Here is a 24,599-nt window from a genome sequence, read left to right as displayed (position 1 = left end):
CATGCTTTGTTCTCTTCCCATCCATTTTGTGCGCATAGACCTTATTCGCCCGAACGAACGCCACCATCCCGAACATGCCGCGGCCTTGGCCGATACGATCATGCGCGAGCAGCTCTGGCGCATTCCGATTACGCTCGAACGCAACAGTTTGGCCGTCATGGACGGCCATCACCGCTTCGAGGCGGCGCGGCGGCTCAAGCTGAGCCATGTTCCGTGCCTGCTCCTCGACTACGAGCAGGTGGAGGTCATCGCCACGCGGCAGGGCTATATCGTTACCCCCCAGGAGATCGTGCGCCGCGCCCGGACCGGAGACTTATACCCACCCAAAACGACCCGCCATCGGTTTCCGTCGCCGCTACCCGTCTGCAACATTTCATTATGGCTGCTGCAAGACCGGGGCGCACCACTTCCCTCGTCCGCAGTGCGATCCGTTGACCGGCATGCGGCAAAAATGATCAGGAAGTCCGCCGAACGGTGGATACCGTCCGGCTTTGCCACCCGGCCGGGCAACCCTCCCTAGCCGCGCCGTCACCGGCTGCGTACTTTGCATAAGCATCTTATTTTTCATACACATCAACCTAAAGAGGTATCCTCCATGCAATTTAATTTACCCACCTTGGCAAGCGGTCTTACGCTGGCGTTTTTGCTTCCCCAGGCCAACGCCGAGAGCCTAGACAAGGCCGAACCGGCCACGCAGCTTTCCACCGTGAATGTGGCCGCCGAGCAAAGCAAGAGCTTCAAGTCCAATGTCGTTCAGGTCGGCACATTCCGCGACATGGCGCCGCTCGACGTTCCGCAGACCAGCAACGTGGTCACCCGGGAGGTGCTCGATGCCCAAGCGGCGAGCACCCTGTTCGGCGCCTTGCGTAACACGGCCGGCGTTACCCGCGCGCAATTGAACGGTTCGACTTACGACAATATTTCGATTCGCGGCATTCTGGTGGAAAATCGCAGCAATTACCGGCTGAACGGATCATTGCCGGTCATCAATCTGATCGACATTCCGTTGGAGAACAAGGAACGCGTCGAAGTGCTCAAAGGCGCTTCGTCGCTTTATTACGGCTTTGTGCCGCCCTCCGGTATCGTCAACATGGTCACCAAACGCGCCGGCAAGAATCCAATTACCAATGTGTCGGTGCAGGCCAACCAATATGGCGGGACAAATGGACACATTGATGCGGCCAGGCGCTTTGGCGACCGGCAGCAATTCGGCGCGCGCGTCAACCTGCTCGGTGGCCGCGAGGACATCGGCATCGACAATTTTTCCGGCTACCGTGCGCTGACTTCGGGCGCTTTTGACTGGCTGGTCAACGATAAACTTTCGCTGAAATTCGATATTGAACATTACCGCAAAGAAGTCTCCGAGCAGGCGGGAATCCAGGTGCCTGCGGCAGTCAACGGCGTTATCACCTTGCCCGGCGTACCGGACGCGACCCGCAATCTCGCCAGCGAATGGCAGAAATACGACGCCGAAGCCACTAATCTGCTGCTGCGCGCCGATTATGCGATCAATGACGATTGGGCGTTGTTAGTCGAAGCCGGTAAAGCGGAAGTCCTGCGCGACCGTAATTTCTCGCAATTCCAAAACTATAATCTCGCCACCGGCCAAGGCACCCTGCGCACTTTCTTCCAGCGTGGAGCGGAGTGGAATAACGAGAATATTCGCGGCGAAGTGTTCGGCCGCTTCCCGGGCGAGTGGATCACGCATGAAGTGTCGCTGGGCGTTACCGGCAATGAGCGCAGTCAGGATCCCCGCTCCTCCTCCACGTTCGACGTGACGCAAAACCTGTACAACCCGGTTGACATCCCACAACGATCTCCGACCGCCCCATTCACTTCAAATTCATCGAAAATAACGGACCTGGGCGCGTATTTATCCGACCGCGTTTTGCTTGGCGAGAAATGGCAAGCCATGCTGGGAGTGCGCGGCAGCAACTATGAGAGCGTCGGAGCTACCTCGCGTTTTAAGGCGGACACTATCAATCCGTCGCTGGCGCTGACGTATAAGCCTCTTACCAACGTATCTATCTACGGCAGTTACATCGAAGGGGTCGAGGAAAGCGGGCAAGCGCCGGCCAACCGCGCCAATAATGGCGAGATATTGGCCCCGGCTGTGTCGGAGCAGAAGGAAGCCGGCGTGAAGGCGGAGCTTGGAAAAGGGATATTGCTGCAGGCGGCGTATTTCGACATCAAGCGCGCATCGACCACGGTAGACTCGGCCAACCGCTTTGTGCTGAACGGCATGGCGCAGTACAGGGGCGTGGAATTGTCGGCCTCCGGCGAAGTGACCCCGCAACTGTCGCTGATCGGGTCGGCCATGTTCATGAATGCCAAGCAGCTGAACGCCGCCAATACGGCAACCTTCGGCAAGACGCCCGATAACACGCCGGAGCAAACCGCCAGCCTGTTCGCCGAGTATCGCCTGCAAAGCGTGCCGGGACTGGCGCTCAGCAGCGGGGTGCATTACGTCGGCAAGCGCCCGGTCAATAGTGAAAACCAAGCTTTCGTCGATGACTATGCGGTGTTGTCGTTAGGCGCGCGCTATGCGACCCGCATTGCGGGCAAGCTGACCACGGTTCAGGCGGTGCTCGACAATGCGACCAACAATAATTACTGGAGTACCGCGGGTAACGGCTTGCTGGGGGTCGGCGCGCCGATTTCGCTAAAGCTCGCAGCCAAGGTCGAATTCTGACCGCCGCTGCCGTTGCGGTAGCTCGGGCTACCAAGGGCGGGTACATTTTGCATAAAGATTAAAGGCAAAAGGCGCGCCCTTTTGCCTTGCGCCTTACAAAGCAATCTGTTTAATCCGTATTAATCTCCGGCTGAATAATTATCATGATTTCTACCATCTAAAAGGAAAAAATACCCATGAAATCTCCTGTTTTTCAATCCTGTCTCCCGGCCTTAGCAGTGCTATGTTCGCGTATTGCTCGGGCATCGGACAGACTGTGCCACTTTCGGCGAAAGCTGGTTTTTGCGCCGGCAAGGGAATCATGACCGCGCGCGGTTGGCGAGTGCGCCCTTTCCTTGCCAAAGTCCATCGCTATGCGGGCCTGGGCATGGCTTTGTTCTTGATTGTGAGCGGACTCACCGGGGCGTTGCTGGCTTTTTATCATGAGCTGGATCAGGCATTGAATCCCGGCCTGTTCCGTGTGCAGGAGCGCCGGACTGCGGCACTCGGGCCGGATGCGTTGGTTGCCGCCGTACAGAAGGCGTATCCGAATACCCAGGTCAGCTTTCTCGCGCTGCACCGCGCGGACCGGGAGAGTGTGCATGTGCGTTTGAGTCCGGGCAACCAATCCGCCGACGGCAAACCGAATGTGCCTGACATCGATGAGGTCTATCTCGATCCCTACGATGGGCGGATACTGGGCGGTCGCCAAACGGACGCATTGCGTGCGGACCGGATACACCTGATGCCCTTCCTCTATGGCCTGCACCGTTCGATGCACCTGCCGGAACGCTGGGGAGTCTGGTTGATGGGACTGGTGGCGCTGACATGGATGTTCGATTGCTTGGTCGGGGTTTATTTGACGCTGCCAAGCTATCGGAACCCCAAAACATCGGCTTGCCGAACAGTAGGCTACTCGACCGAAAGGAATTGGCGGCAACGCTGGAAACCGGCCTGGCTAATCAAGCGCGGCGCCGGTGCTCCACGCCTCAATTTCGATTTACACCGTGCCGGCGGTTTGTGGCTTTGGGGCATGCTGTTCACGCTTGCCATGAGCGGCGCGTATTTCAACCTGGCTCAGGAAGTGTTCCGGCCCGTGGTGAGCCTGTTCGGCACGTTGAGCCCCAACCCGGTACAGGCGCTGCCCAAACGCTCCGGCGTACAGCCCGCGCCGCAACTGTCGTTCGAGGCCGCCATCGAACGCGCGCGAACCCTGTTGCCTGAGCAAGCGCGCGGTATGCAGCCCGACTTCGTCGGTTACATGCCGGCGCAGGGCGTTTATCGGGTAGGTTTTCAGGAGCAGGGGCGCGGCGAATCGGCCTTCATCCTTGGCTTTGAACAGGTATTTGTCGATGCCGACACAAGTCAACTCAGAGGCCGGCGAGGCTACGGCAGCGGCACCCCGTCCGACAAGTTCCTCGCTTGGCAGTTTCCGCTGCATTCCGGTCAAGTTCTTGGCCTGCCGGGACGGATTGTTGTCTGCATTACCGGACTGGCGACGGTAATGTTATCGATAACCGGGGTGCTGATCTGGAATAGGAAGCGTAAATCAAGAGGCAGAGCGGCTCAGCCGGTCTCACGATGAAATCAAGACGGTGATAAAGCCTATAGGCCGGTATGTTAAAAAGCATACCGTGCTTTAAGCATAAAGACTGCCATTCCCCCCTCAACCATGCGTGTATTTCCCCTCGACAGCATAAGCATCTCCACAACTTTTTACATTATAAATACAATAAGTTATAAGTCGGCCTAGCTCCCTCTCCTGCTGGATAGGGCTGGGGTGAGGAGAATAAAAACAACCCTTTATATTCCCCCTCATCCCAACCTTCTCCCTCAAGGGAGAAGGGGCTAGAACTTGTGTAGATACCTATGCCTCGACAGTTGGCTCACTGTATTTCATAAGATCGCATCATAAAAGCCATCGGGAAGAAGAAATTCATTTGACTTGTAAATAGGAATCGTTATCATTAACGTCAAATAAAACTTGATCCGGTTTTAACATGGAAAATAACTTGGTACACATAGCACTCTCGGTACATACCTTAGCCTCACTCATTGAAAGCGAATGTATTCATGCAGTGGATTTTAAGTGCCTGGATATTGACTCGAAAAAAACGGTCTGGAAATTATTCCTATCCACTGTGAAATTAACGAAAAAAGAATAAAACCGGATATCAGGAGAATTACTATGTCTGAAAAAGATCAGCAAAAGACGTTATTAATGGCTATCGAATATTTGAAAACTCAATATGAAGCTCTGCAAAATCCTTGTATTGCCCTGCTCATTTCCCGATATTACCGCTTACTTGCAAATTTAAGTATTGCTAAAAACAAGCGGGGAAAGTACGTCAAATACTCAAGGCATTCCCAAAAAATGCAAAATCAGCTTAATGATTTTATTCAGCCTCATGAATGCAACTGATAAAGGAAAAACCGTGGAACAAAACCTGAATAGCATCGCAACACTCATTAAAGAAAAAAAAACCGATGATTTATCGTTTATTAAATTACATTCCACCCTCTGCTTTTTAATGACACGATTTCATAAGGATCAATGTCCTAAGCTTGCCCACTTTATTGTCAGCCACATTCGTCTGGTAATTGAGCATCCTGATGTAGCCGGTTCTCCTGATTGCCGAACCCTATACTTGCAACTGCTGCAACAATGGCAAAACATAAGAGCGACTTTGTTGGAACAAAGGACAAATATTTCAACGGATAGAAAAACCGCCCATTAATTCACTGGCACTCAGTCAGTATTGATAAGTAATCGAGCTAAAGTTTTCCGGTATTTTGGAGTGCAAGCTCTGCTTGCCAAGCAGGCGAAGCCTGCACTCCAATTTGGCTGGGCTCGCTCGGGCTGACGGTGTTTTTTGTGCTGGGCTCGCTATAACTGCCGCTACGCCAACATCACGAAAACGGGAACTGCGGCAACCAACGCGCTTTTGTGGTTTACGGATTTAATTCTTCAATATTTAATTTTTCAATCGCATCTCCAGCCAGCCAATAAGCTTTTGCCGCTTGTATAGCCAGCCAACCATCTCTATACAAAACAACAGGGGCTTTATATGAAACATCCATTCCAACGCAGGCAAGGACGCGCCAGTGCGGCATTGCTATTGGCGCTTGCCGGCGCACCGTTAGTCACGTTGGCCGATACCGCGGCAAGCAAGAAAATACCGCCGGCCAAACCTAAAAACGAAACCGTGCTGCCGGAAGTCAAGACCAACGCAGCGCGGATATACCCCGGATCCCCTGACGATGTCGCGAGAACGGGCAGCAAGACCGATACGCCGCTACGCGATATTCCGGCCAGCGTGGCGGTGGTGCCGGAAAAACTGCTCAAGGAACAGGCCGCCATCACCCTGAATGACGCCATGCGCAATGTCAGCAGCGTTCAGCCGCAAATGGCGGGCGGCTACGGTTATGCCAATAACTATACCTCGCGCGGTTTGAGTTTAAGCTTTTTACGCGACGATATGCCCGACGGGCCGTCCCAAAACGGCTATTACCGCACTCTGTATGACGTCGAGCGCATCGAAGTGTTAAAAGGCCCCGGCTCCGCACTGTTCGGCGCTGCAAACGGCGGCGGCAGCATTAACATGATCACCAAAAAGCCGCAAAAAAAGTTCAATGTATCGGGAGGCACAACGTTCGGCAGTTTCGGCACAGGCACCGGCTATCTCGATTTAACCGGGCCGATGCTGAACGATACGGCGGGCCGCTTAATCGTGAACGGCGAACACTCGGACGGCTTTCGCGGTTTAGGCCGCGACATTGTCGAAATTTCCCCGAGTCTGACCTGGAACATAGCCGATAATAAAACACTGACCGTTGATTTCGATCATCGCGATATCCAGGTTAAGCCGGACAATTTCGGCATCCTTTTCGACGCCAAAGGCAATCTTCCCGAGGTCTCCCGCGAAACCCGCTACTACACCCCGTTTAATAAAACAGACCAGCAAATCAACCGGGTCGGCGTCACCCACGACTGGACATTCTCCGACGCATTGAGCATGCGCACCGCAATGACCACTGAAAACCGTCAGCTGAACTTAATCAGAAACCTGTCCGCCACCGCCACGTTGGCGAACACCGTAACGGGACGAAACGCGCGCAGACAAGCCGATGACGCTTCTTACACCACGTTCCAGAATGAGTTGACCTGGAAAACAAGCACCGGACCGGTTGATCACACGATACTCGGCGGATTTGAATATAAAAATACCGACATCGACTCGAATGTCGATATTTATATGTTCCCCAATATCGCCAACTTGTTGAACCCGGTCGTATTGGAAACTTCGCTGGCAGGAAACACCAACTACCAGCTGTTCGACCGAAAAATGACCAGCGATACCGTGTCTTTCTACGGACAAGACCAGCTGGCGTTCGGCGAACATTGGAAACTGCGCGGCGGCGTCCGCCACGACATTATCAATTACGACGACAAAGGCTTTGAACGGACGGTTCAGAGTCTCGCGGGCATATCCAAATACCGTGAAATTAACGAAAGCAAGTCCTTTACCACCGGATCGATAGGCGGAGTATTTCAGCCGACCAAGAACCTGGCTTTTTACGCGGGCTATAGCGAAGGGGCATTCATCAACCTGGGTACAGAAAGCAAGGCCTACCCGACAGCGCCTGAAACCTCTTCACAGGTGGAAGTCGGCGCTAAAACCACGCTGCTGGACGGCAAGGTCGACTTGAATGCAGCGCTGTTCGATACCGAGCGCAGCGACTATTTCGTCACCTTGCCCGGCAACAACGGCCTGGCGACCCAGGACGGCAAAGACCGGTCCCAAGGCGTGGAAATGGATATTGGCGTCCACCCGCTCGCAGGCTGGAATATCACCGGCAATGCGGTATGGATGGACCCGGAAACGCTGTCTCGGGCCGTCGCCAGCAATGCGACTTTGGGCGTCAACAATCGCAGCATTTACGGCACTACCCCGACAGGCGTCAGCAAAGAAACATTCAGCATCTGGAACAATTATGAAATCCAGCAAGGGGCCGTCAAAGGCCTAAGCTTCGGCGTAGGCGTTACCCATAAAGGCGAGTCTTATGCGGATAACCTGAACTTGCTCAAAGTGCCGTCCTACACGACGGTCGACGCCGCAATCGCCTATCGCCAACCCCGCTGGGAAGCCGCGGTTAACCTGAAGAACCTGACCGATGAGAATTACTATACCAACCCGACATTTGTCGGCGCTCTGCCCGGCGACCCGCTTAGCGTTTACGGCAGCCTGCGTTTTAACTTTAACTAAAGCGGAGACCGGACATGCTGCAAGCATCTGAACTCACTAAAGCCTATAACGGCGTCGTTGCCCTGAACAAACTGAACCTGACCGTCAACAGCGGCGAGATTTTCTGCCTGCTGGGCGCGAACGGCGCAGGCAAAACCACGACAATCAATTTGTTCCTGAATTTCGTGACGCCGACCGCCGGACGGGCGCTGGTAAACGGTATCGACGTCAGCGCGGAACCGCTCGAGGTAAAGCGCCACATCGCCTATATTCCTGAAACGGTGATGCTTTACCCCAGCCTTTCCGGCCTGGAGAATCTTAACTATTTCACCACGCTCGCGCTCGGGCATAAGCGGCCCGAGCATGAATTGCTCAAGTTGCTCGCCGAAGCCGGGCTGGCGAAAGAGGCGGCGTTCAAACGCGTCTCCGGTTACTCGAAAGGCATGCGGCAAAAAGTCGGCATTGCGATTGCGATGGCGAAAAACGCCAAAGCATTGCTGCTCGACGAGCCGACCTCCGGCCTCGATCCGCAAGCGGCCAACGAATTCTCCAAACTGCTGGACCGGCTCAAGGCCGATGGCGTGGCGATCCTGATGGCTACCCACGACCTGTTCCTGGCCAAGCAGGTCGGTACGCGCGTCGGCATCATGCAGCGCGGGATACTGGTCTCGACGATGACGACCGATGATCTGGGCCACGCCGATCTCGAACGTATTTATCTCGATATCGCCTCCTGCACCGATGCAGGAGGCGCGCCCCCAAGGACGGGGGAGGCAGAGCAACGCACGGAGCAGTTGCCGAGCGCCATGCAGGGAGCAGTTGCCGGACAAAAGGAGGCCCGATGAATACCGCCGCAACTGTTGCCGGCGGCAAAACCGATGCCGGCGTTATCGATACCATTGCACGCAAGGAATTAGTTGAGCTGCTGCGCGATTCGCGTTTCTGGTGGACCGGCGGCATCATTCTGCTGCTGATGTTGATCGCTCTGTTTCTGGGCTGGCGGCAAATGCAGCGCGTTGACGGCGAGCACGCCGCGGCGCGCGCAGTGACTTATCAGCAATGGCTTGATCAGGGCGATAAAAATCCGCACCAGGCGGCCCATTTTGGGCAATACGCTTTCAAGCCGGTAAGTCCGTTGGCTTTCGTCGATCCGGGCATCGATCAATTTGTCGGCTCGACGGTGTGGGTGGAAGCGCACAAACAAAACGAATTCAATTTCCGTCCGGCGCGGGATGCAACCTCGCTGCAACGCTTCGGCGAGCTGACCATGGCGTTCGTATTACAAATACTCGCGCCGCTGGTCATTGTGCTGCTCGGATTTTCCGCATTCACCGGCGAGCGCGAACGCGGCACCCTTCGGCAATTGTTGAGCATCGGCGTAAAGCCTACGCAATTGCTGGTCGGCAAAGGCCTGGCGATTATCGCGGCCGTCGGCGCTTTACTGCTGCCGGTAGCGCTGCTCGGCTTTATCGCGCTGGGTTTTGTCGACGATCAACATGCGGACGCGAAAAATTTATACCTGCGGAGCACTTGGCTGATCCTGGGCTACGCAATTTATTTGACCGGGTTTATTGCATTGGCGTTGGGCGTATCGGCCGCCTCGTCGTCATCCCGCAAAGCGTTGATCGGGCTGCTCGCGTTTTGGGTAGTGAACGGTTTTATCGCGCCACGGGCCATGACGGATTTAGCCCGCATCGTCAGCCCGACGCCGACCAAGGTGGAATTCCAAAACGGCCTCAACGAAGCGCGGAAAGCGACTTTTGGTCACGATGAAACGCATCCCGCTTTCGCCGCTTTCCGCGATGAAGTATTTAAAAAGTACAACGTGACCCGCATTGAGGATTTGCCGGTCAGCTTTCGCGGCCTGACCTTACGCAAAGACGACGAGAACGGCTACCGCATTTACGACGAGCACTACGGCGCGCTCTGGGCCATCTATGCGCGCCAGGAACGTATCCGCGCGATCGCCGGGTTTGCGTTCCCGCTGGCCGCGCTCAGACCGTTTTCGATGGGCTTGGCGGGCACCGATACCTTTCATCAAAACCGCTTCGCCACGGCTGCCGAACTGTACCGGCGGCAGATCCAGACCGCGATGAGCGAAGACCTGATTCAGCACCACAAAAACGGCGACAACAACTATGTATCGAACCGCCGGTTGTGGGAACAGATCCCGGCGCTGGAACACAAAATACCGGAAGCAAGAACCGCTATCGCCGAACAGGGCTTGAATCTGGGGATTTTATCGGCTTGGATGTTCGGGGCAATCGCTTTTGCGGTAACGGCTACGCGGCGCTTACGGCCATTATAAGGACTAGCAACAATGCACACATCACTGTATTTAAAAGAGATATTCAACTTTGAGCGCTCACTGTTCCGCGCCGACCGCCTGGATTTTTTTGTCGCATTGATTCTGGTTGCGGCAGTCGGTTACGCGTTTGTCAACGGCCAGTCATGGATCAACAAACAGCAGCAAGCCGTGCATGCGGCGCAAACCGAAGAGTCGGTGCGCCTGCAAGAGCTGAAAGACAAACTAGCCCGGATTGATGCGGGCGGCCTTGCACCGGCCAAGGCGTTTGAAAATCCGGTCAACGCCTATTGGGTGGGCAATCGCCATGCGGCAAGCTATGCCGTGCTGCCGCCTACCGCATTCGCCGCGACCGCAATCGGCCAAAGCGATCTCAACCCGCCCTACGTCAAGGTATCCTCCGATAATAAAGAGTCGTTCGCCTTAAACGAGGAAATCGAAAACCCCGGCAATTTGCTGATCGGCAATTTCGATCTGGCTTTTGTCGTCGTGTTTTTATTGCCGCTGCTGATTATTGCGCTGTCGTACAACGTACTCTCCGCCGAGCACGAGCAGGGTACGCTGGCTGTCACAATGACAAACCCGGTGCCGCTTTGGGTTTTGATCGCCGGTAAACTCGGCTTTCGCGCGGCGCTTGTCTTCTCGCTGACTGCCGGCATGACGGTGATCTGCTTGCTGGCCATCGGTACCGATTTGTCGACGATGGATAGCTTGGTGCGGCTGGGCTGGTGGATGCTGCTGTTGCTGGCCTACATCCTGTTCTGGTTGACCCTGGCCGCGGCGGTCAACGTGCTGGCCAAATCATCCGCACAGAACGCGCTGATGTTGACGGGGCTGTGGATTGTGATTTTGCTGGTGTTGCCGAGCTTTATCAGCATCGCGGTCAACGTCGCCTACCCGGTTCCGTCCCGCGTCGCCATGGTAGGACAGATCCGCGCCGCACAAACCGATGCGAACCAGGAGTCCGACGCAACCGTTGCGCGTTTTGAGCAAGAGCATCCCGAAATGACCGCGAAACCGCTTGCAAAAGCCGATGACGTTGCGGCCATCAGGAAGCGGGTATTGGTGCAGCAAGCGGCGGCCGGCCGGATTAGCCAAATCATGGCGGGGTACGATAGGCAATTGGCGCGGCAACAGCGCGTCGTCGACAGTCTGCGCTTTTTATCGCCGGCGATTGTGATGCAGGAGGCGTTAAACGCCGTAGCCGGCACCGACAACAGCCGCTACCGGCATTTGTCTGAACAGGTCGATGCGTTTCACCGCGAATGGCAAGCGTTTTTCCTGCCGAAAGTGCTTGAGAACACGCCGCTCACACTCGAGGATTACCAACATTTTCCGCGCTTTGTCTATGCCGGCCCGGCCGTTTCCGAGACCAATATGCGCCTGCTCAGCGGGCTGCTCGGCTTGGTTGTCCCGATTGCTGTGCTATATTTGTTCAGCCTTCGCCGCATCCGGGATTATCCGATTACGGCATGACCAAGCTCAGGCATAAATGGAAAACCGCCGGAACCGACAGGCCGATTCCGGCGTTCCGACAAACGAAACAGAATAGGATAAATAATGGTGCAAACGCAAAGCCGGGACACAACATTCAGCCGGCAACCTAAACGCTTTCATTGGCTCAAATGGCTGCGCCGCATGCATGCCTGGGTCGGGCTGTGGGGTGCGGCGCTGGGTCTGTTGTTCGGCGTTAGCGGAATTTTGCTCAATCATCGCATGGTGATGAAGATTCCGGCAGCGCATATGGAACAGTCGCAAGTCGAACTGGCCTTGCCCGAGCCGCCTCCGGCCGATGCAAAAGCCCTGGCAGAATGGCTGCAAGTCCAATTAAACATCGGCCGGGAACCTCATAAAATTTCCACCGAACCGGCAAAAACCGTGACCTGGGGCGGACAAAGCTTCCGGCAGCCCGGCCAATGGAAGATTGACTTCCACAATCCGCAGCATTCCGTTAACGCGGAATACTGGGTAGGGAATACTTATGTTTCGATAAGACATCAGGATGCCAACGCGTTCGCATTCATCACCCGCCTGCATAAGGGCGTCGGTATGGGGACCGGCTGGGTGCTGCTGGCCGATACGCTGGCCGGCGGATTGGTATTTCTTTCCCTGACCGGCCTATTGTTGTGGACTAAGCTGCACGGCTCGCGTTTGGCTATGGCCGGGCTGGGGCTGGGCTCGCTTGGACTGATGGTGTTTTTTGTGCTGGACTCGCTATAACGGATGCTGCGCGAGTCGTATAGGCGGCTCCCATCCACCCGCCGCACTCCAAGATTCCGTTCCCCTTCGACAGGCTCAGGGCGAACGGAATCTTGGAACGCTCAAGCTTTGCGGGTCGCTGAAGTGTCAGAACAGCATGCCTGCGCCGGAGAGTTGGAACGACGGTGTTTTTCTTCGTGTCTTCGTGGTAAATATTTTTTAACCTGCTTGCCCCGATCCCAATCTCCATGCCGGTTTCTATTCAGGTACCGAAAAATCCATTTCGACCTTGCCCTCAACCAGTTTCAGGTTGGCTTCAAACTCCTTGCCTTTGCCGGATTTAAAGCCTTTTAACAGCCCGGTCTCGCCTTTGCTGAGCAGTTTTTTGGCCATCGCTGCGGTGATTTTTTTATGCGCAACAGTTTTCCAGATCGCCATTTTGCAGCCGTTGCGCCATTCGCTACAGCTGTAGGCTTTTGCGGTTTCAATGATTTTGCCGTTACACAGCGGGCAATCGGCAATGGCTTCTGTTACAACGGCCCGCTGCACCGGCTCGGCTTTGATATAACCTGTTTCGCCCTGTTTGCCCAGCGTCAGTTGGGCGTTGAACACCTCATCGCCCGGCTTGACCGCGTAACTGTGCAGGGTCCGGCCGGTTTGCAGTAATTGGCAGGCCATGTCCCGGTTGACCGGAACGCCAAGCATTTCCTTCCATAACACGAACTTGCAACCGGCTTTCCAATCGCTGCAACCGTAGCCTTTCCGGCCTTCGATTACGGGATGGCCGCATAAGGGGCAATCGCCGAGGCGGCTTTGATCGTACAGCGGCCGGTCCGATTGATCTTTTATGTTCCGGGTAAACCGGATGATTTCGGCCATGAACCGGTCGGGGTCGTACTCGTTGTGTTCTATTTTTTTGAGCTTGGCCTCCCATTCGCCGGTCATCGCCGCAGACTTCAGCCTGTCGTCGGCGATAATCGAGATCAGGCGCCGCCCGGATTCGGTGCTCAGCAAGTTCTTTTTTTGCCGCTGGATGTAGTTCCGCTTGATCAGCACCTCGATAATCGAGGCCCGGGTTGCGGGCGTGCCGAGACCCTTTTCTTTCAACGCTTCTTTGAGTTGTTCGTCGTCGCAGGTCTTACCGGCCGATTCCATGATGCCGAGCAGGCTCGCTTCGTTATAGGGTTTGGGCGGCGTGGTTTTGCCCTGAGTTATCGACGGCTGTTGCGGACCGGTTTCGCCTTTTACAAAATTGGGCAGGATTTTTTGCGTCTTATCGGCCTGATTTGCCGCATCGTTTTTATACAAGACCTGCCAGCCGGGCGATTCGATCATCGTGCCGGTGGTTTTGAATTCGACTGTGGTAGCGGCGGCACCAGATACCTCGCCTAACACGGTGGTGATTTGCTTGATGCAGGGCGGATAGAACGCCGCGATAAAGCGCAGCGCTATCGCCTCAAAGACTTTGGCTTCATTACCCGACAGCGCTCCAGGCAAGGCGGCCGTGGGGATGATCGCATGATGGTCGTTGACCTTGGCGTCATTGAACAGACGGCCGCTCAGCGTCAGTTTATCGAGGTCGAGCGGCTCAATCTGCTGCTCGAATTTAATGCGCAATTTCGTCAGCAAGGGCTTCATACCCGGCTTCATGTCGTTGGTCAAATAACGGCTGTCGGTGCGCGGATAGGTGACGTGTTTTTTCTCGTATAGCTGTTGGGCGGCGCTTAAGGTTTGCTCGGCGGTCAGGCCGTGGCGGATGCTCATGTCTTTTTGCAAATCGGTCAAATCGTACAATAACGGCGGACTCAGCGTTTCCTTCTTGCCCTTGACCCCGGTAATCTGGAAATCCTGGCCGGTAATTTGGTTTAACAGGGTTTCCGCGTCGGCTTTTCGGTCGAACCGCCCGCCGACATATTGAAAATCGGCATCCCGGTACAGGGTGTGCAACTCCCAAAAATCCTTGGCGACGAAATTGCTGATTTCCGCATCTTTTTGCACGATCAGCGCCAGCACCGGAGTTTGCACCCGGCCTATCGTCCATAAGCCGCCCTGCCCGCCGAACTTCAGGGTGTAAAGCCGCGTGGCGTTCAAGCCGACGATCCAGTCCGATTCGCTACGGCATTTGGCCGCGCGATAAAGTCCGTCGTAAGCGCGCCCCTCCTGCAACGCTGCAAAACCCTTGCGTATCGCATCATCGGTTAGTGAGCTGATCCACAAGCGTTTAAACGGTTTTTGCATGCACCCGGACCAGGACAGGATGTACCTGAAAATCAGCTCTCCTTCCCGCCCCGCATCGGTTGCGCAGATGATTTCGTCGGCAGCCTTGAACAAGCGCTTGATGGTGTTCAGCTGTTTTTGCGCTTGAGCATCGCCCCTGGCTTTTAAGCCGAATTGCTCGGGAATGATCGGCAGCGATTCCAACGACCAGCGTTTCCAGGCCTTGTTATATTCATCGGGCTCTTTCAATTCGACCAGATGGCCGAACGCCCAGGTAATTTGATAGCCGTCGCCCTCGAAATAACCGTCGCGCTTGTTGCCGATGTTCAGGCATTTGGCTATGTCGCGGGCGACTGAGGGTTTTTCGGTCAGGATGACTTTCATGAGAATATCGTTCCCACTTTCCGGCATAGGAACGAGTAAAGATTATCACCACGAAGACACGAAGGACACGAAGTTTTATTTCTTCGTGCTCTTCGTGTCTTCGTGGTGAATAAACGCTTTTCAGTCGCTTGGGGCCACAATCTCATTATTTAATAATCTTGTAACACGGCACATATTTCTTCCCCGGCAATTTCATCCGGTGCTGCTCAACGAACGAGGCCAGCAGGGAATCCATCAACGCCATGATCTCCGTATCGCCGCGAATCTCGAAATGACCGTATTGTTCGATAGCGCGTATACCGTCGTCCTTTACGTTGCCAGCCACGATGCCGGAAAACGCACGGCGCAGGTTGGCGGCTAGCAGGTGGCTGTCCTGCTCTTTGTTCAAGGCCAGGTTTCTCATGTTGTCATGGGTCGGTATAAACGGCTGTTGAAACGGGACGTCGACCTTCAGCAACCAGTTGAAATAGTAGGCGTCGCCCTTTTCTTTGCGGAACTGGCGCACCTGCTGGATGCCCGCCTGCATTTCCCTGGCGACCTCCACCGGATCGTTGATAATGATTTTGTAACGCTGCCGTGCGGATTCGCCCAAGGTGCCGGCAATAAACCGGTCGATTTCCTTGAAGTAATCCTCTGAACTGTCGAGCCCGGTGAATACCAGCGGAAACGGCATGTCCTTGTTATCGGGGTGCAGCAAGACGCCCAATATGTAGAGTATTTCCTCAGCCGTGCCCGCGCCGCCGGGAAACACCACGATGCCGTGCCCGGTGCGGACAAAAGCCTCCAGGCGTTTTTCAATATCCGGCAGAATCACCAGCTCGTTGACGATCGGGTTAGGCGATTCGGCCGCAATAATGCCGGGTTCCGTTATCCCGAGATACTGGCCGTTTTTTATCCGCTGCTTGGCGTGACCGATGGTGGCGCCTTTCATCGGGCCTTTCATTGCGCCCGGTCCGCAGCCGGTGCAAATATCCAGGCCGCGCAGCCCCAGCTCGTAACCGACGATCTTGCTGTAATCATATTCTTTACGGCTGATTGAATGCCCGCCCCAACACACGACCAGCTTAGGCGGAGTCATCGGTCGCAAAATATTGGCGTTGCGCAGGATGTGGAACACGGCGCTGCTGACGCCGTCCGAGCTGTCCAGATCAATCTTCGGGTTATCGGTAATCTCGTCGCTGACATAAATAATGTCGCGCAGTACCGTGAACAAATGTTCATTGATACCTTTGATCATGTTGCCGTCGACAAAGGCATGGGCCGGGGCGGCCTTGATATCCAGCTTAATGCCGCGCTGTTCCTGGACTACGCGTATCTCAAAATCGGGATAGCGTTCCAACAATTCCTTGCCGTCATCCAAGGTGCTGCCGCAATTCAATACGGCGAGCGAGCAGTTGCGAAACAGCCGGTACAGCCCGCCTTGGCTGGTATCCAGCAGCTTGCTTACTTCGGCCTTGGACAGTACATCCAGACGGCCTTCGGGAATGATGATTGCGTCAATTACGGGGTATTTCATGATGTTCCTAAATAGTTATGTCCGTGCGCTTCCCGGCTGTATTCAGCGGAGACAACACACCCGTTTTTATTCATTCGGCATTCAGCGGTCTATCGATACTCTTTAGCACAGGCCAACTATCGCGGACTATAGAAATGAATTCAATCGCTAAAAGAATGCTGTTCGCCGCTTTTGCGCTGCTGCCCTGCGCTTGCGCCCATTATGCGTATTATCCGGGCCATAGCGCTTACAGCAGCGGTTACACCATTATGCACAGAAACGACTACGGCGAAAGACCGGACTATTATGATAACGGCTATCGGCGCTTTCCACATCCTCCCCATCACGATCAGCACAATATCCGGCCCCATCGCCCCCCAGCTGATTCGGGAGATCGTCGGCCGGGCCAAAATTATGATCATCCCTTTAACGACGGAAACAATTACCGTCATGACTTTGACCGCAGGAATCGTTATTAACGCTTTACCGATCAATAAACGTCTTGCCCGAAACAGCGCCGTCTAAATTTTCAATGGCTATACTGGAGATTAGCCTCTATAATGCTGATCCTAAGTAGATAGCATTTCGCACAAACTCGAAACGTCTGCTTAGGTTTTGCATGTTATTCAGCACTTTTCAGAAATTCCATTCGCTTTTCTCTTCAAAATTGCCCAGCATGATTTGCAATCAAACTTTTTTCATTGATTTATATAGGTAATTTTATGGCAACAGGTACTGTTAAGTGGTTCAACGAAGCAAAAGGTTTCGGTTTTATTTCTCCTAGCGACGGCAGCGCAGACGTGTTTGTACACTTTTCCGCAATCGCAAGCGACGGCGGTTACCGTACCTTGGCTGAAGGCCAAGCCGTTAAGTACGATGTAGAATCAGGCCCTAAAGGCCCACAAGCGTCACAAGTAAGCGCGGCTTAAAACCGCTTTACTTTTCAATACCCGGCCCCGCCGTCGACACGATGCGGGGTCGTGGCACAACCGGTTAACCCGGACCATCAACTCACCCCCTAATTTAGGACATGTCTTTTGAAACGAATTTTTGTAGGAAACTTACCTAGCGAAGCCACTGAAGAAACTGTACAGGCTTTATTTTCCGAATACGGAAAAGTCCGCTCCATTCAACTTGTTTCCGATATATTTAGCGGAAAATGCCGGGGCTTCGGCTTTATCGGAATGGAAGGCCACGAAGCAAGAGCCGCGATAGCCGGGCTTGACGGCAATCTGTATTGCGGAAAACCTTTAAAGGTTAAATTTGAAGATACGACTGCCGGTAAAAATGGCAGACGCCATTGAAACATTAACGGCATAGTCCCACTCTCCCCGATTACTCAACGGCCTTAGCCGCAGCATGACGCGGGATTATCGCTGAACTATCTGGGCGACCAGCTTTTCCGGTCGCCCCCAATGCCGGACAACAACGGCCGCATCCTTTTCTCTTTAAGCACACCGCAGAATTGCATGCTGCTTTTATCGTTAGATAGCCCCGCTTTGCCTGAATATTCGTTATATCCAACGTAATAATCCATAGCCCTGTTTGAAGAAATAAAGCTTGACAGCCCATCGCCGCCAAACCGTTTTTCCACAGATGCGGACAATACACTTTTATTTCAGCAGCATAGCCGGAAAACCTCATTCCAACTGTAAAAATGCCACTTACAAAGCCCGTTTTAACGCGCTAAGTCATTGATATTTTATTACATATCCAAAACAGCCGAGCACTGGCTACAATTTGAACGATCTAACAAAAAAGCTTAAGAAGTGAATAGTTAGGAGATTTATTTTCAGCTTATGCACAGAGTTATCCACAGAAAATGTGGATAACTCCAAACTGTAACACGGCCTTCTTTAGCCGCCGGTTCACGTTGCAAACATCCGGCTAAGAACTCATGCCGATGCTTTATTCCTGCTTATCATTCACCAAATCGTAGGTGATATCCGGGTTAAATCCCATCGGCCAGTAAATGGCCGCGAACGGCGGCCAGAATATTGAAACGGTGCGGAATTTCGTTCTCAGTTTGCCTTCTTTGACAACCTTGCCGTCTTTTTGCAGGCTGTAAGGTATGCCGCCTCCAGGCGGCACGCCCGCCGCAGTCCAGAAAAACGGTTTGGTGGTGACTTTGCCGTCGGCTTTAATGTCTACCGGCTCCGGCCTTTTATAGATATACAGATCGGCGCCGGGTGGAACTTTGAAGGTGCCGGTCGTGGTGCAGCCTGTGACCATGAGCAGTACAGCCAAGGCTAAACATATTTTTCTTATCATTGTCGTTCTCCAGGTTGAGTGGGATTAACTATCCCAACGCTTAAAAATCAAAGAAGTATTGATACCCCCGAAAGCAAAATTGTTACTCATCACATAGTCGCAATCGCATTTCCGGAAATTCTCTTTGATATAATCCAGCCGGGCGCACTCAGGGTCAACGTTGTCAAGATTGGCCGTGGCGTGAAACCAGCCTTCATTCATCATGTTGACCGCCACCCAGGCTTCCAGCGCGCCGCAAGCGCCCAGGGTGTGGCCGGTAAAGCTTTTCAACGCACTGATCGGCGTTTTATCGCCGAATACCGCCGATGTCGCATGGCTTTCGGCGACATCGCCGTGACTGGTCGCCGTGCCGTGCGCACTGATGTATCCGATTGAGGATGCTTCAAGCTGCGCATCCTGCAAAGCCAGACGCATCGCAACCTGCATGCTGCCGCTGTCAGGCTGGGTCACATGCAGGCCGTCCGCATTGCAGCCGAAACCCGCCACTTCGGCATGGATACGGGCGCCGCGCGCCAATGCATATTCCAGCTCTTCCAATATCAAGGTGCCTGCCCCCTCGCCGATGACCAGGCCGTCCCGGTCGCGATCGAAAGGCCGGGGACTTTTGTCAGGTGTATCATTGCGAAGACTGGTTGCAAACAAGGTATCGAATACGGCGGCCTGAATCGGCGAAAGCTCTTCCGCGCCGCCGGCCACCATCAGTTTTTGCCGGCCGAATTTTATCGCCTCATAGGCGTAGCCGATACCCTGGCTGCCCGAGGTGCAGGCGCTTGAGGTTGTGTAAATCCTGCCGTTGATGCCAAAAAAAAGACTGATGTTGACCGGTGCGGTATGGCTCATCATCCTGATATACGAGGTGGCATTCAAACCGCCGGTGGCATGGTTGAGCAGCATGTTGCCGAACTCGGCGATCGCATCGGGACTACCCGATGAACTGCCGTAAGCAATGCCGGTCTGCCCGTTTTTAAGACAGGCGTCATCCAACAAACCGGCATCGATCAAGGCCAATTCGGTTGCGCGGGTTGCCATTAAGGCTACGCGCCCCATGCTGCGAACCTGCTTGCGCGAATAATGCTCAGGTCTAGTGAATTCGGCGGGTCCACCCAAGCGGGTATTCAAGCCTTGGTACTTGTCCCAGCCCGGCATGGTTTGGATGCCGGTTGACTTGTTTTTAAGGCGCTCGGCAACCTGACTCCAGTCGCTGCCTATCGGTGAAATCCCCGCCATACCGGTCACCACCACGCGTTTCAACATAAGCCACCGTTGACCGAAATAACCTGCCGGGTCACATAGGCCGCATCTTCGGACATTAAAAAAGCCACGACGGCGGCGACTTCTTTGGGGCTGCCCACCCTGCGCGCCGGAATCATTTTCTTGATTTCATCGCTAGGCAACTCACTGACCATATCGGTCTCGATCAGGCCCGGCGCGACGCAATTGACGGTGATGTCGCGCTTTGCCAATTCCAGCGCCAGCGCCTTGGTCGCACCGATAATACCGGCTTTTGCCGCACTGTAATTGACCTGACCACGGTTACCCATTAAACCGGAAACCGAAGACAAGGTAACGATACGCCCCGGCCTGCGCCGCCTGACCATCGGCATCACCACCGGCTGCAAGACATTGTAGAAACCGTCCAGATTGCTGTGTATCACACTGTCCCACTGTTCGCCGGTCAGCGACGGGAAAGCGTTATCGGCGGTGATGCCCGCGTTGCAGACCACGCCGTAATAAGCGCCGTGGTTTTCAATATCCTGATTGATCTGTTCGCTGCATTGCTCGCGGTCGGCAATGTCGAACTGCAAAATCCGGGCGTCCCGGCCCAATCGTTCGACTTCGGCTTTGACTTCCTCGGCCTGCGCACGCTGGCTGCGGCAATGGATGACCAAATCAAAGCCCTGTTTAGCCAGATATAACGCAATGGCTTTGCCGATACCCCGGCTGGAGCCGGTTACTAAAACAGTTTTGTTCATTTTGTACTCGTGTGTTGTTTTTAACATCATCTCGTCATCTCGTTCCCACGCAACGCGTCACTGCCATTAAGTTAAGCCGTTCGTGGTAAGCCCTTCGACTACGCTCAGGAGAGCCTTATCGAACCATGAATGGCTTAACTCAGTGGGTTCGGATTTTTCCATTCACCCTTCGACAGGCTCAGGGCGAACGGAAAAACCCTTAACTTAATGCAGGACGCAACGCGTGGGAACGAGGCGCTCATATTGTACTCATATGTTGTTTAACGGCGGCTGATAAACATTGAGCTTGGCGGTGACTTCCACACCCTTCCCCTGAATCCGGCAGTCAAAAACCCCTAAATTATCATCCTGCATGATTTTTTCCACCTTTATCGTCAACGCTGAACCAACCTTAAATGCGGCAACGTTACTGTGATAACGCCGGGTTCCCAACAAAAATCCCAGCCGTATCGGCTCACCGGCCTGTGTCGCCATCATGCCGGCATAGGCGGCTATCGTCTGGGCCATGTATTCAATACCGGCCCAGGCAGGGACAGATTCATGATCGCCCAACAAACCATCGGCGCGCACGACAAGTTCGGCCGTCAGGCCCTGATCGTCATAGTCGATAATACGATCCAGCAACACCATGCTGCCGCTATGCGGGATCAGGTCGGCTACATCGTTCATGCCCGCCCCAACACAATAGACACATTATTGCCGCCAAACGCAAACGAATTGCTTTGACAGGTGTTGATCCGGCGTCCCAACGCCCTGCCTTTCTTGACCAGATTCAGCGCCGGTAACGCTGGATCCGTCTCGTCATCGTTAATATTCGGTATCAGCGCGCCTTGCTGATCGGCACTGGTCAGCAACAGCCAACAAAAGGCCAACTCCAATGCGGCGGCAGCGCCCAGCGTATGCCCAGTCATGCCCTTGCTGGAACTCGCCGCCACCGTTGATCCGAACAAGGCGTTAACGGCCTTGCCTTCCATCGCATCGTTCAATAATGTCGCCGTTCCGTGCAGGTTCAGGTAATCGATCTCGGCCGGTGTTTTGCCCGCGTCATCCAGCGCAATCCGCATGGCCCCGATCACGTCGGTTGCGTCCGGGTCCGGTGCGGCAAAATGATAGGCGTCGCTGCTTGCGCCTATGCCTTGTAATATGACCGGGCCGGGTTCCGTACTCAACACAAACAGGCTGGCCGCTTCGCCGATATTGATGCCGTCTCGGTGCAGGCCGAACGGCTTGCACAAGCCGCCGCTGATCGATTCCAGCGCAGCAAAACCGTTAACGGTCAAACCGCACAAGCTGTCCGCCCCGCCCACGATGACCGCATCGCATAAGCCCTGCCGGATTAAGCGCCGCGCCGACGCAAACGCCTTGCCGCTGGAAGAACAGGCCGTGGAAATCGTGTAGGCAGGACCTTGCACGCCCAGGAAATCGGCCAGAAAATCCGCCCCTGCGCCCATTTGCTGCTGCTTGTAATGATACTCTTTTGGCAATGAGCCGTGATCCGCCAAATAATCCAAAGCCAGCTCGGTGTTGCGCACCCCCGACGTACTGGTACCCAGTACAATGCCGATGCGATCGGCACCGAACCGGGCAATCATGTCGCCGACCGTCTGTTCGATCTGGCTTAATGCCGCCAGCAGCAGGCGATTGTTCCGGCAGTTGTACATGCGGTAACGCTCCGCAATCTCAGGCAGCTCGGAACTCACAGCGCCGACCATGCAGCGGGTCCCGAACTCGTCGCTTGCTGATAATCCCGACCGGTCACCGGCCAGCAGGCGCTTTAATACCTCGGCCTTGCTATTGCCGACCGCGCATAACAGGCCTAGATCATTCAGGTATAAGGTCATAACTTAGCGTTTTAATGTTCAAGCGGTAATTGTACTGAAAATTGACCAGTTCAACGGCTTTGGGCCACACAGGATCAGGGGATAAATAATTAACTTCGACTTGTTTTTTATTCCCGACCGTTAAAATTCGTTTGTTCTGGCCCGCTTCCAATCGCCATCCGGCCGGAAGTTTTTTTTGCAGCTCGGCTATCGGCCAATAAGCCAGTTGCAGATCGGAAATGATAAATTCCGGGGCGACCGAGTCCGGCAATAACGGGCTTTTATCGGAGACCACAGTATTGCCGTCGTAGGTCAAATTGAACAGGCTCAAGCCGTCGTTACTGAGTCCGGCCATCGCGATATGTTTCGCGTCCAGCTCCAGAACCGCCAACAGGGATTCCTGCCGATCGGCCCACACCGCGTTGATTTGCTGCACTATCCGTCTGGCCGGGCCTAAAGGTTGCGCGATCGGCATTAGTTCAGGTTTAGCGGTAACTGGCTCCGGCGGTATCAGCGCACAGCCGGACAGCCATAGTAAAAAAATACATATTACGCTGGTTCCCAAGCCCCAGCTTGGGAACCCAGGTAACGAAGCTCTCGGCAACCGCTCCTGCGTTGCTCTACCTCCTGCATCCATGCAAGTCGCTGCTTCGCGAGACAGGAAGCTGGAGCTTCCCGCACTGAATTCCCAAGCTGGAGCTTGGGAACTAGCACTCAAAATCCTTACCTGCATAACTCAACCAACGTATCCAACCTCGGACGTGCATTTTTGACGTAAGGATTGTTTTCATCCCAGGCATAACCGGCCAGTATTGAACTGATCATTGCCTTCACTTCGGGTTGTTGTCTCGGGTGGAAGATCACATCCTGAAAACGGCCGTCATACCAGGCATCGACATACACCCGGAAAGTATTGACGCCGCGCTGCAAGGGTTCGGCGTAATCCCGCTGCCAGTCGACCGCTTCATTGTTAAATTGCCTGACCAGCACATCCGCAGCCAGGCTGGACGATTTCATCGCTATCGTCACGCCGGATGAAAACACCGGGTCCAGGAACTCGCCGGCATTGCCGAGCAGCGCATAGCCTTTGCCGTACAGGCTTTTTACATTGGCGGAATAGCCGACGATGGTGTTGATTTTTTCATCGAACACAGCGTTTTGAAGCAATGCGGCCAGGCTGGGGTCTTGATTGATGATGTCCTTCAAGGCTTGGTCGTTATTGTCCCAGCCCTGAAGAAATTCCGGTTCCGCGACCACGCCGACGCTGCTGCGCCCGTTGCTGAACGGGATCAGCCAATACCAGACATCCTGATGCACGGGATGCACCGTGATCCGAATCTTGTTTCTGTCGAATTGCCCTTCCCCGATCCTATCTTCAATATGCCCGAACAAGGCTTGCCTGACCGGGAACCCGGACGGCGATTCCAAATCCAGCAGCCTTGGCAAGATACGCCCGAAACCGCTGGCGTCCAGCACAAAATCGGCACTGTAGGTCATGACTTCGCCAAGCTGATTGCGCACCGTAAGCTTCGGCCGGTCGGCTGCAATATCTGCCGCCAGCACTTCCATTTGCCACTGTATGTTAACGCCCATGCGCACGGCTTCATCGGCGAGCAGCTTGTCGAACCGGCCGCGCTGCACCTGGAACGTGGTGCCCATGCCGGGACTGAATTTGTCCTCGAAAGAAAACTCGGTTTGCAGTTCCCGGCAGACGAAAGACGCGCCGTTTTTATACTGGAACCCGGCATTGACTAGCGCGTCCAGCATCCCGGCCTGCTTGATGAATTCCATGCATTGCGGCAGCAGGCTTTCGCCGATGCTGAAGCGCGGAAACAGCTGCCGCTCCAGAATGGTCACTTTAAAGCCCTGGTTTTGCAGCAATGCCCCGGCGATGCTGCCGGAAGGCCCGGCACCGATGATGATAATTTCGCCTTTGTTATTCTTATTATTTGTCATGCCGATTTCATGCTCCTATCTGCATATCAGGGTTAACTATTCACCACGAAGACACGAAGTGC

At 54.4% G+C, this 24,599-nt stretch carries 23 protein-coding genes; 13 read left to right on the top strand and 10 right to left on the bottom strand.

Translation table 11 applies throughout. The features are described from left to right. The first annotated feature begins 1 nt into the window (after position 1). The 5 genes from B0F88_RS02475 (at position 2) to B0F88_RS02455 (ending at position 5,409) form a co-directional block, all read left to right on the top strand. Positions 2-520 carry a ParB N-terminal domain-containing protein gene (locus B0F88_RS02475; protein WP_104422369.1) on the top strand — a complete coding sequence of 173 codons (519 nt, stop codon included), beginning with the start codon at positions 2-4 and terminating at the stop codon, positions 518-520. Between the two features lie 75 nt (positions 521-595). Further along, on the top strand, positions 596-2,692 hold the full coding sequence (locus tag B0F88_RS02470; protein WP_104422368.1) for a TonB-dependent siderophore receptor: 2,097 nt from the start codon (positions 596-598) through the stop codon (positions 2,690-2,692). Positions 2,693-2,993: 301 nt separating this feature from the next. Continuing rightward, entirely contained in the window at positions 2,994-4,256 is a 1,263-nt protein-coding gene (locus tag B0F88_RS02465; protein WP_181049818.1) for a PepSY-associated TM helix domain-containing protein, read from the top strand. Positions 4,257-4,859: 603 nt separating this feature from the next. Beyond that, positions 4,860-5,093, top strand: a complete 234-nt coding sequence (locus B0F88_RS02460) for a hypothetical protein (protein ID WP_104422366.1) — start codon at positions 4,860-4,862, stop codon at positions 5,091-5,093. 13 nt (positions 5,094-5,106) lie between these two features. Next, positions 5,107-5,409 carry a hypothetical protein gene (locus B0F88_RS02455; protein WP_146083299.1) on the top strand — a complete coding sequence of 101 codons (303 nt, stop codon included), beginning with the start codon at positions 5,107-5,109 and terminating at the stop codon, positions 5,407-5,409. A 214-nt stretch (positions 5,410-5,623) separates the two neighbouring features. Here B0F88_RS02455 and B0F88_RS19610 read toward each other — a convergent pair whose 3' ends face one another. After that, positions 5,624-5,752 (bottom strand): hypothetical protein, encoded by a 129-nt coding sequence (locus tag B0F88_RS19610; RefSeq protein ID WP_258076538.1) that lies wholly within the window; start codon positions 5,750-5,752, stop codon positions 5,624-5,626. Between B0F88_RS19610 and B0F88_RS02450 the strand changes: the two genes are divergently transcribed. The 5 genes from B0F88_RS02450 to B0F88_RS02430 all read left to right on the top strand — a co-directional run bounded on the left by B0F88_RS02450 (position 5,740) and on the right by B0F88_RS02430 (position 12,442). Further along, the gene (locus B0F88_RS02450; protein ID WP_104422364.1) at positions 5,740-7,938 is read left to right on the top strand and encodes a TonB-dependent receptor; all 2,199 of its coding nucleotides are present in this window, start codon (positions 5,740-5,742) and stop codon (positions 7,936-7,938) included. The two genes, B0F88_RS19610 and B0F88_RS02450, sit on opposite strands and share 13 nt — an antisense overlap. A 14-nt stretch (positions 7,939-7,952) precedes the next feature. Beyond that, positions 7,953-8,762 (top strand): ABC transporter ATP-binding protein, encoded by an 810-nt coding sequence (locus tag B0F88_RS02445; RefSeq protein WP_104422363.1) that lies wholly within the window; start codon positions 7,953-7,955, stop codon positions 8,760-8,762. Continuing rightward, positions 8,759-10,225 (top strand): ABC transporter permease subunit, encoded by a 1,467-nt coding sequence (locus B0F88_RS02440; protein ID WP_104422362.1) that lies wholly within the window; start codon positions 8,759-8,761, stop codon positions 10,223-10,225. The genes B0F88_RS02445 and B0F88_RS02440 overlap by 4 nt, the downstream gene beginning before the upstream one ends. A gap of 12 nt (positions 10,226-10,237) precedes the next feature. Then, on the top strand, positions 10,238-11,698 hold the full coding sequence (locus B0F88_RS02435) for an ABC transporter permease (protein WP_104422361.1): 1,461 nt from the start codon (positions 10,238-10,240) through the stop codon (positions 11,696-11,698). Between the two features lie 84 nt (positions 11,699-11,782). Further along, positions 11,783-12,442, top strand: a complete 660-nt coding sequence (locus tag B0F88_RS02430; protein ID WP_104422360.1) for a PepSY-associated TM helix domain-containing protein — start codon at positions 11,783-11,785, stop codon at positions 12,440-12,442. A 237-nt stretch (positions 12,443-12,679) separates the two neighbouring features. On the opposite strand, the gene B0F88_RS02425 is transcribed toward B0F88_RS02430, so the two are convergent. Then, positions 12,680-15,022 carry a type IA DNA topoisomerase gene (locus B0F88_RS02425; RefSeq protein WP_104422359.1) on the bottom strand — a complete coding sequence of 781 codons (2,343 nt, stop codon included), beginning with the start codon at positions 15,020-15,022 and terminating at the stop codon, positions 12,680-12,682. A 145-nt stretch (positions 15,023-15,167) separates the two neighbouring features. Continuing rightward, positions 15,168-16,538 carry a nucleotide 5'-monophosphate nucleosidase PpnN gene (ppnN, locus tag B0F88_RS02420; protein WP_104422358.1) on the bottom strand — a complete coding sequence of 457 codons (1,371 nt, stop codon included), beginning with the start codon at positions 16,536-16,538 and terminating at the stop codon, positions 15,168-15,170. A 201-nt stretch (positions 16,539-16,739) separates the two neighbouring features. Here ppnN and B0F88_RS02415 point away from each other — a divergent pair, with 201 nt between their 5' ends. From B0F88_RS02415 to B0F88_RS02405, 3 genes are all read left to right on the top strand, one after another. Further along, entirely contained in the window at positions 16,740-17,042 is a 303-nt protein-coding gene (locus B0F88_RS02415) for a hypothetical protein (protein ID WP_146083298.1), read from the top strand. A gap of 197 nt (positions 17,043-17,239) precedes the next feature. Continuing rightward, positions 17,240-17,446: a cold-shock protein gene (locus tag B0F88_RS02410; RefSeq protein ID WP_006892427.1), complete on the top strand. Its 207-nt coding sequence runs from the start codon at positions 17,240-17,242 to the stop codon at positions 17,444-17,446. A gap of 108 nt (positions 17,447-17,554) precedes the next feature. Further along, the gene (locus B0F88_RS02405) at positions 17,555-17,821 is read left to right on the top strand and encodes an RNA recognition motif domain-containing protein (protein ID WP_104422356.1); all 267 of its coding nucleotides are present in this window, start codon (positions 17,555-17,557) and stop codon (positions 17,819-17,821) included. Between the two features lie 604 nt (positions 17,822-18,425). Here B0F88_RS02405 and B0F88_RS02395 read toward each other — a convergent pair. The 7 genes from B0F88_RS02395 to B0F88_RS02360 form a co-directional block, all read right to left on the bottom strand. Then, positions 18,426-18,788, bottom strand: coding sequence for a hypothetical protein (locus B0F88_RS02395; RefSeq protein WP_104422354.1), 363 nt, complete (start codon positions 18,786-18,788; stop codon positions 18,426-18,428). Between the two features lie 24 nt (positions 18,789-18,812). Then, positions 18,813-20,042 (bottom strand): beta-ketoacyl-ACP synthase, encoded by a 1,230-nt coding sequence (locus B0F88_RS02390; protein WP_104422353.1) that lies wholly within the window; start codon positions 20,040-20,042, stop codon positions 18,813-18,815. Next, on the bottom strand, positions 20,036-20,761 hold the full coding sequence (gene fabG / locus B0F88_RS02385; protein WP_104422654.1) for a 3-oxoacyl-ACP reductase FabG: 726 nt from the start codon (positions 20,759-20,761) through the stop codon (positions 20,036-20,038). Before fabG ends, B0F88_RS02390 begins: the two co-directional genes overlap by 7 nt. Before the next feature lie 249 nt (positions 20,762-21,010). Further along, positions 21,011-21,430, bottom strand: coding sequence for an ApeP family dehydratase (locus tag B0F88_RS02380; protein WP_104422352.1), 420 nt, complete (start codon positions 21,428-21,430; stop codon positions 21,011-21,013). After that, complete coding sequence (locus B0F88_RS02375) at positions 21,427-22,602, bottom strand: beta-ketoacyl-ACP synthase (RefSeq protein WP_104422351.1); 1,176 nt, start codon at positions 22,600-22,602, stop codon at positions 21,427-21,429. Before B0F88_RS02375 ends, B0F88_RS02380 begins: the two co-directional genes overlap by 4 nt. After that, positions 22,583-23,056, bottom strand: a complete 474-nt coding sequence (locus B0F88_RS02370) for a DUF3261 domain-containing protein (protein WP_258076537.1) — start codon at positions 23,054-23,056, stop codon at positions 22,583-22,585. Before B0F88_RS02370 ends, B0F88_RS02375 begins: the two co-directional genes overlap by 20 nt. A 248-nt stretch (positions 23,057-23,304) precedes the next feature. Then, a complete protein-coding gene (locus B0F88_RS02360; protein WP_104422349.1) occupies positions 23,305-24,537 on the bottom strand; it encodes an NAD(P)/FAD-dependent oxidoreductase in 1,233 nt (410 codons plus the stop codon). Positions 24,538-24,599: the final 62 nt, after the last annotated feature.

The sequence above is a fragment of the Methylobacter tundripaludum genome, assembly GCF_002934365.1.
In the GTDB taxonomy this organism is placed as follows: Bacteria; Pseudomonadota; Gammaproteobacteria; order Methylococcales; family Methylomonadaceae; genus Methylobacter_A; species Methylobacter_A tundripaludum_A.
This window is presented reverse-complemented; position numbering and strand designations above follow the sequence as displayed.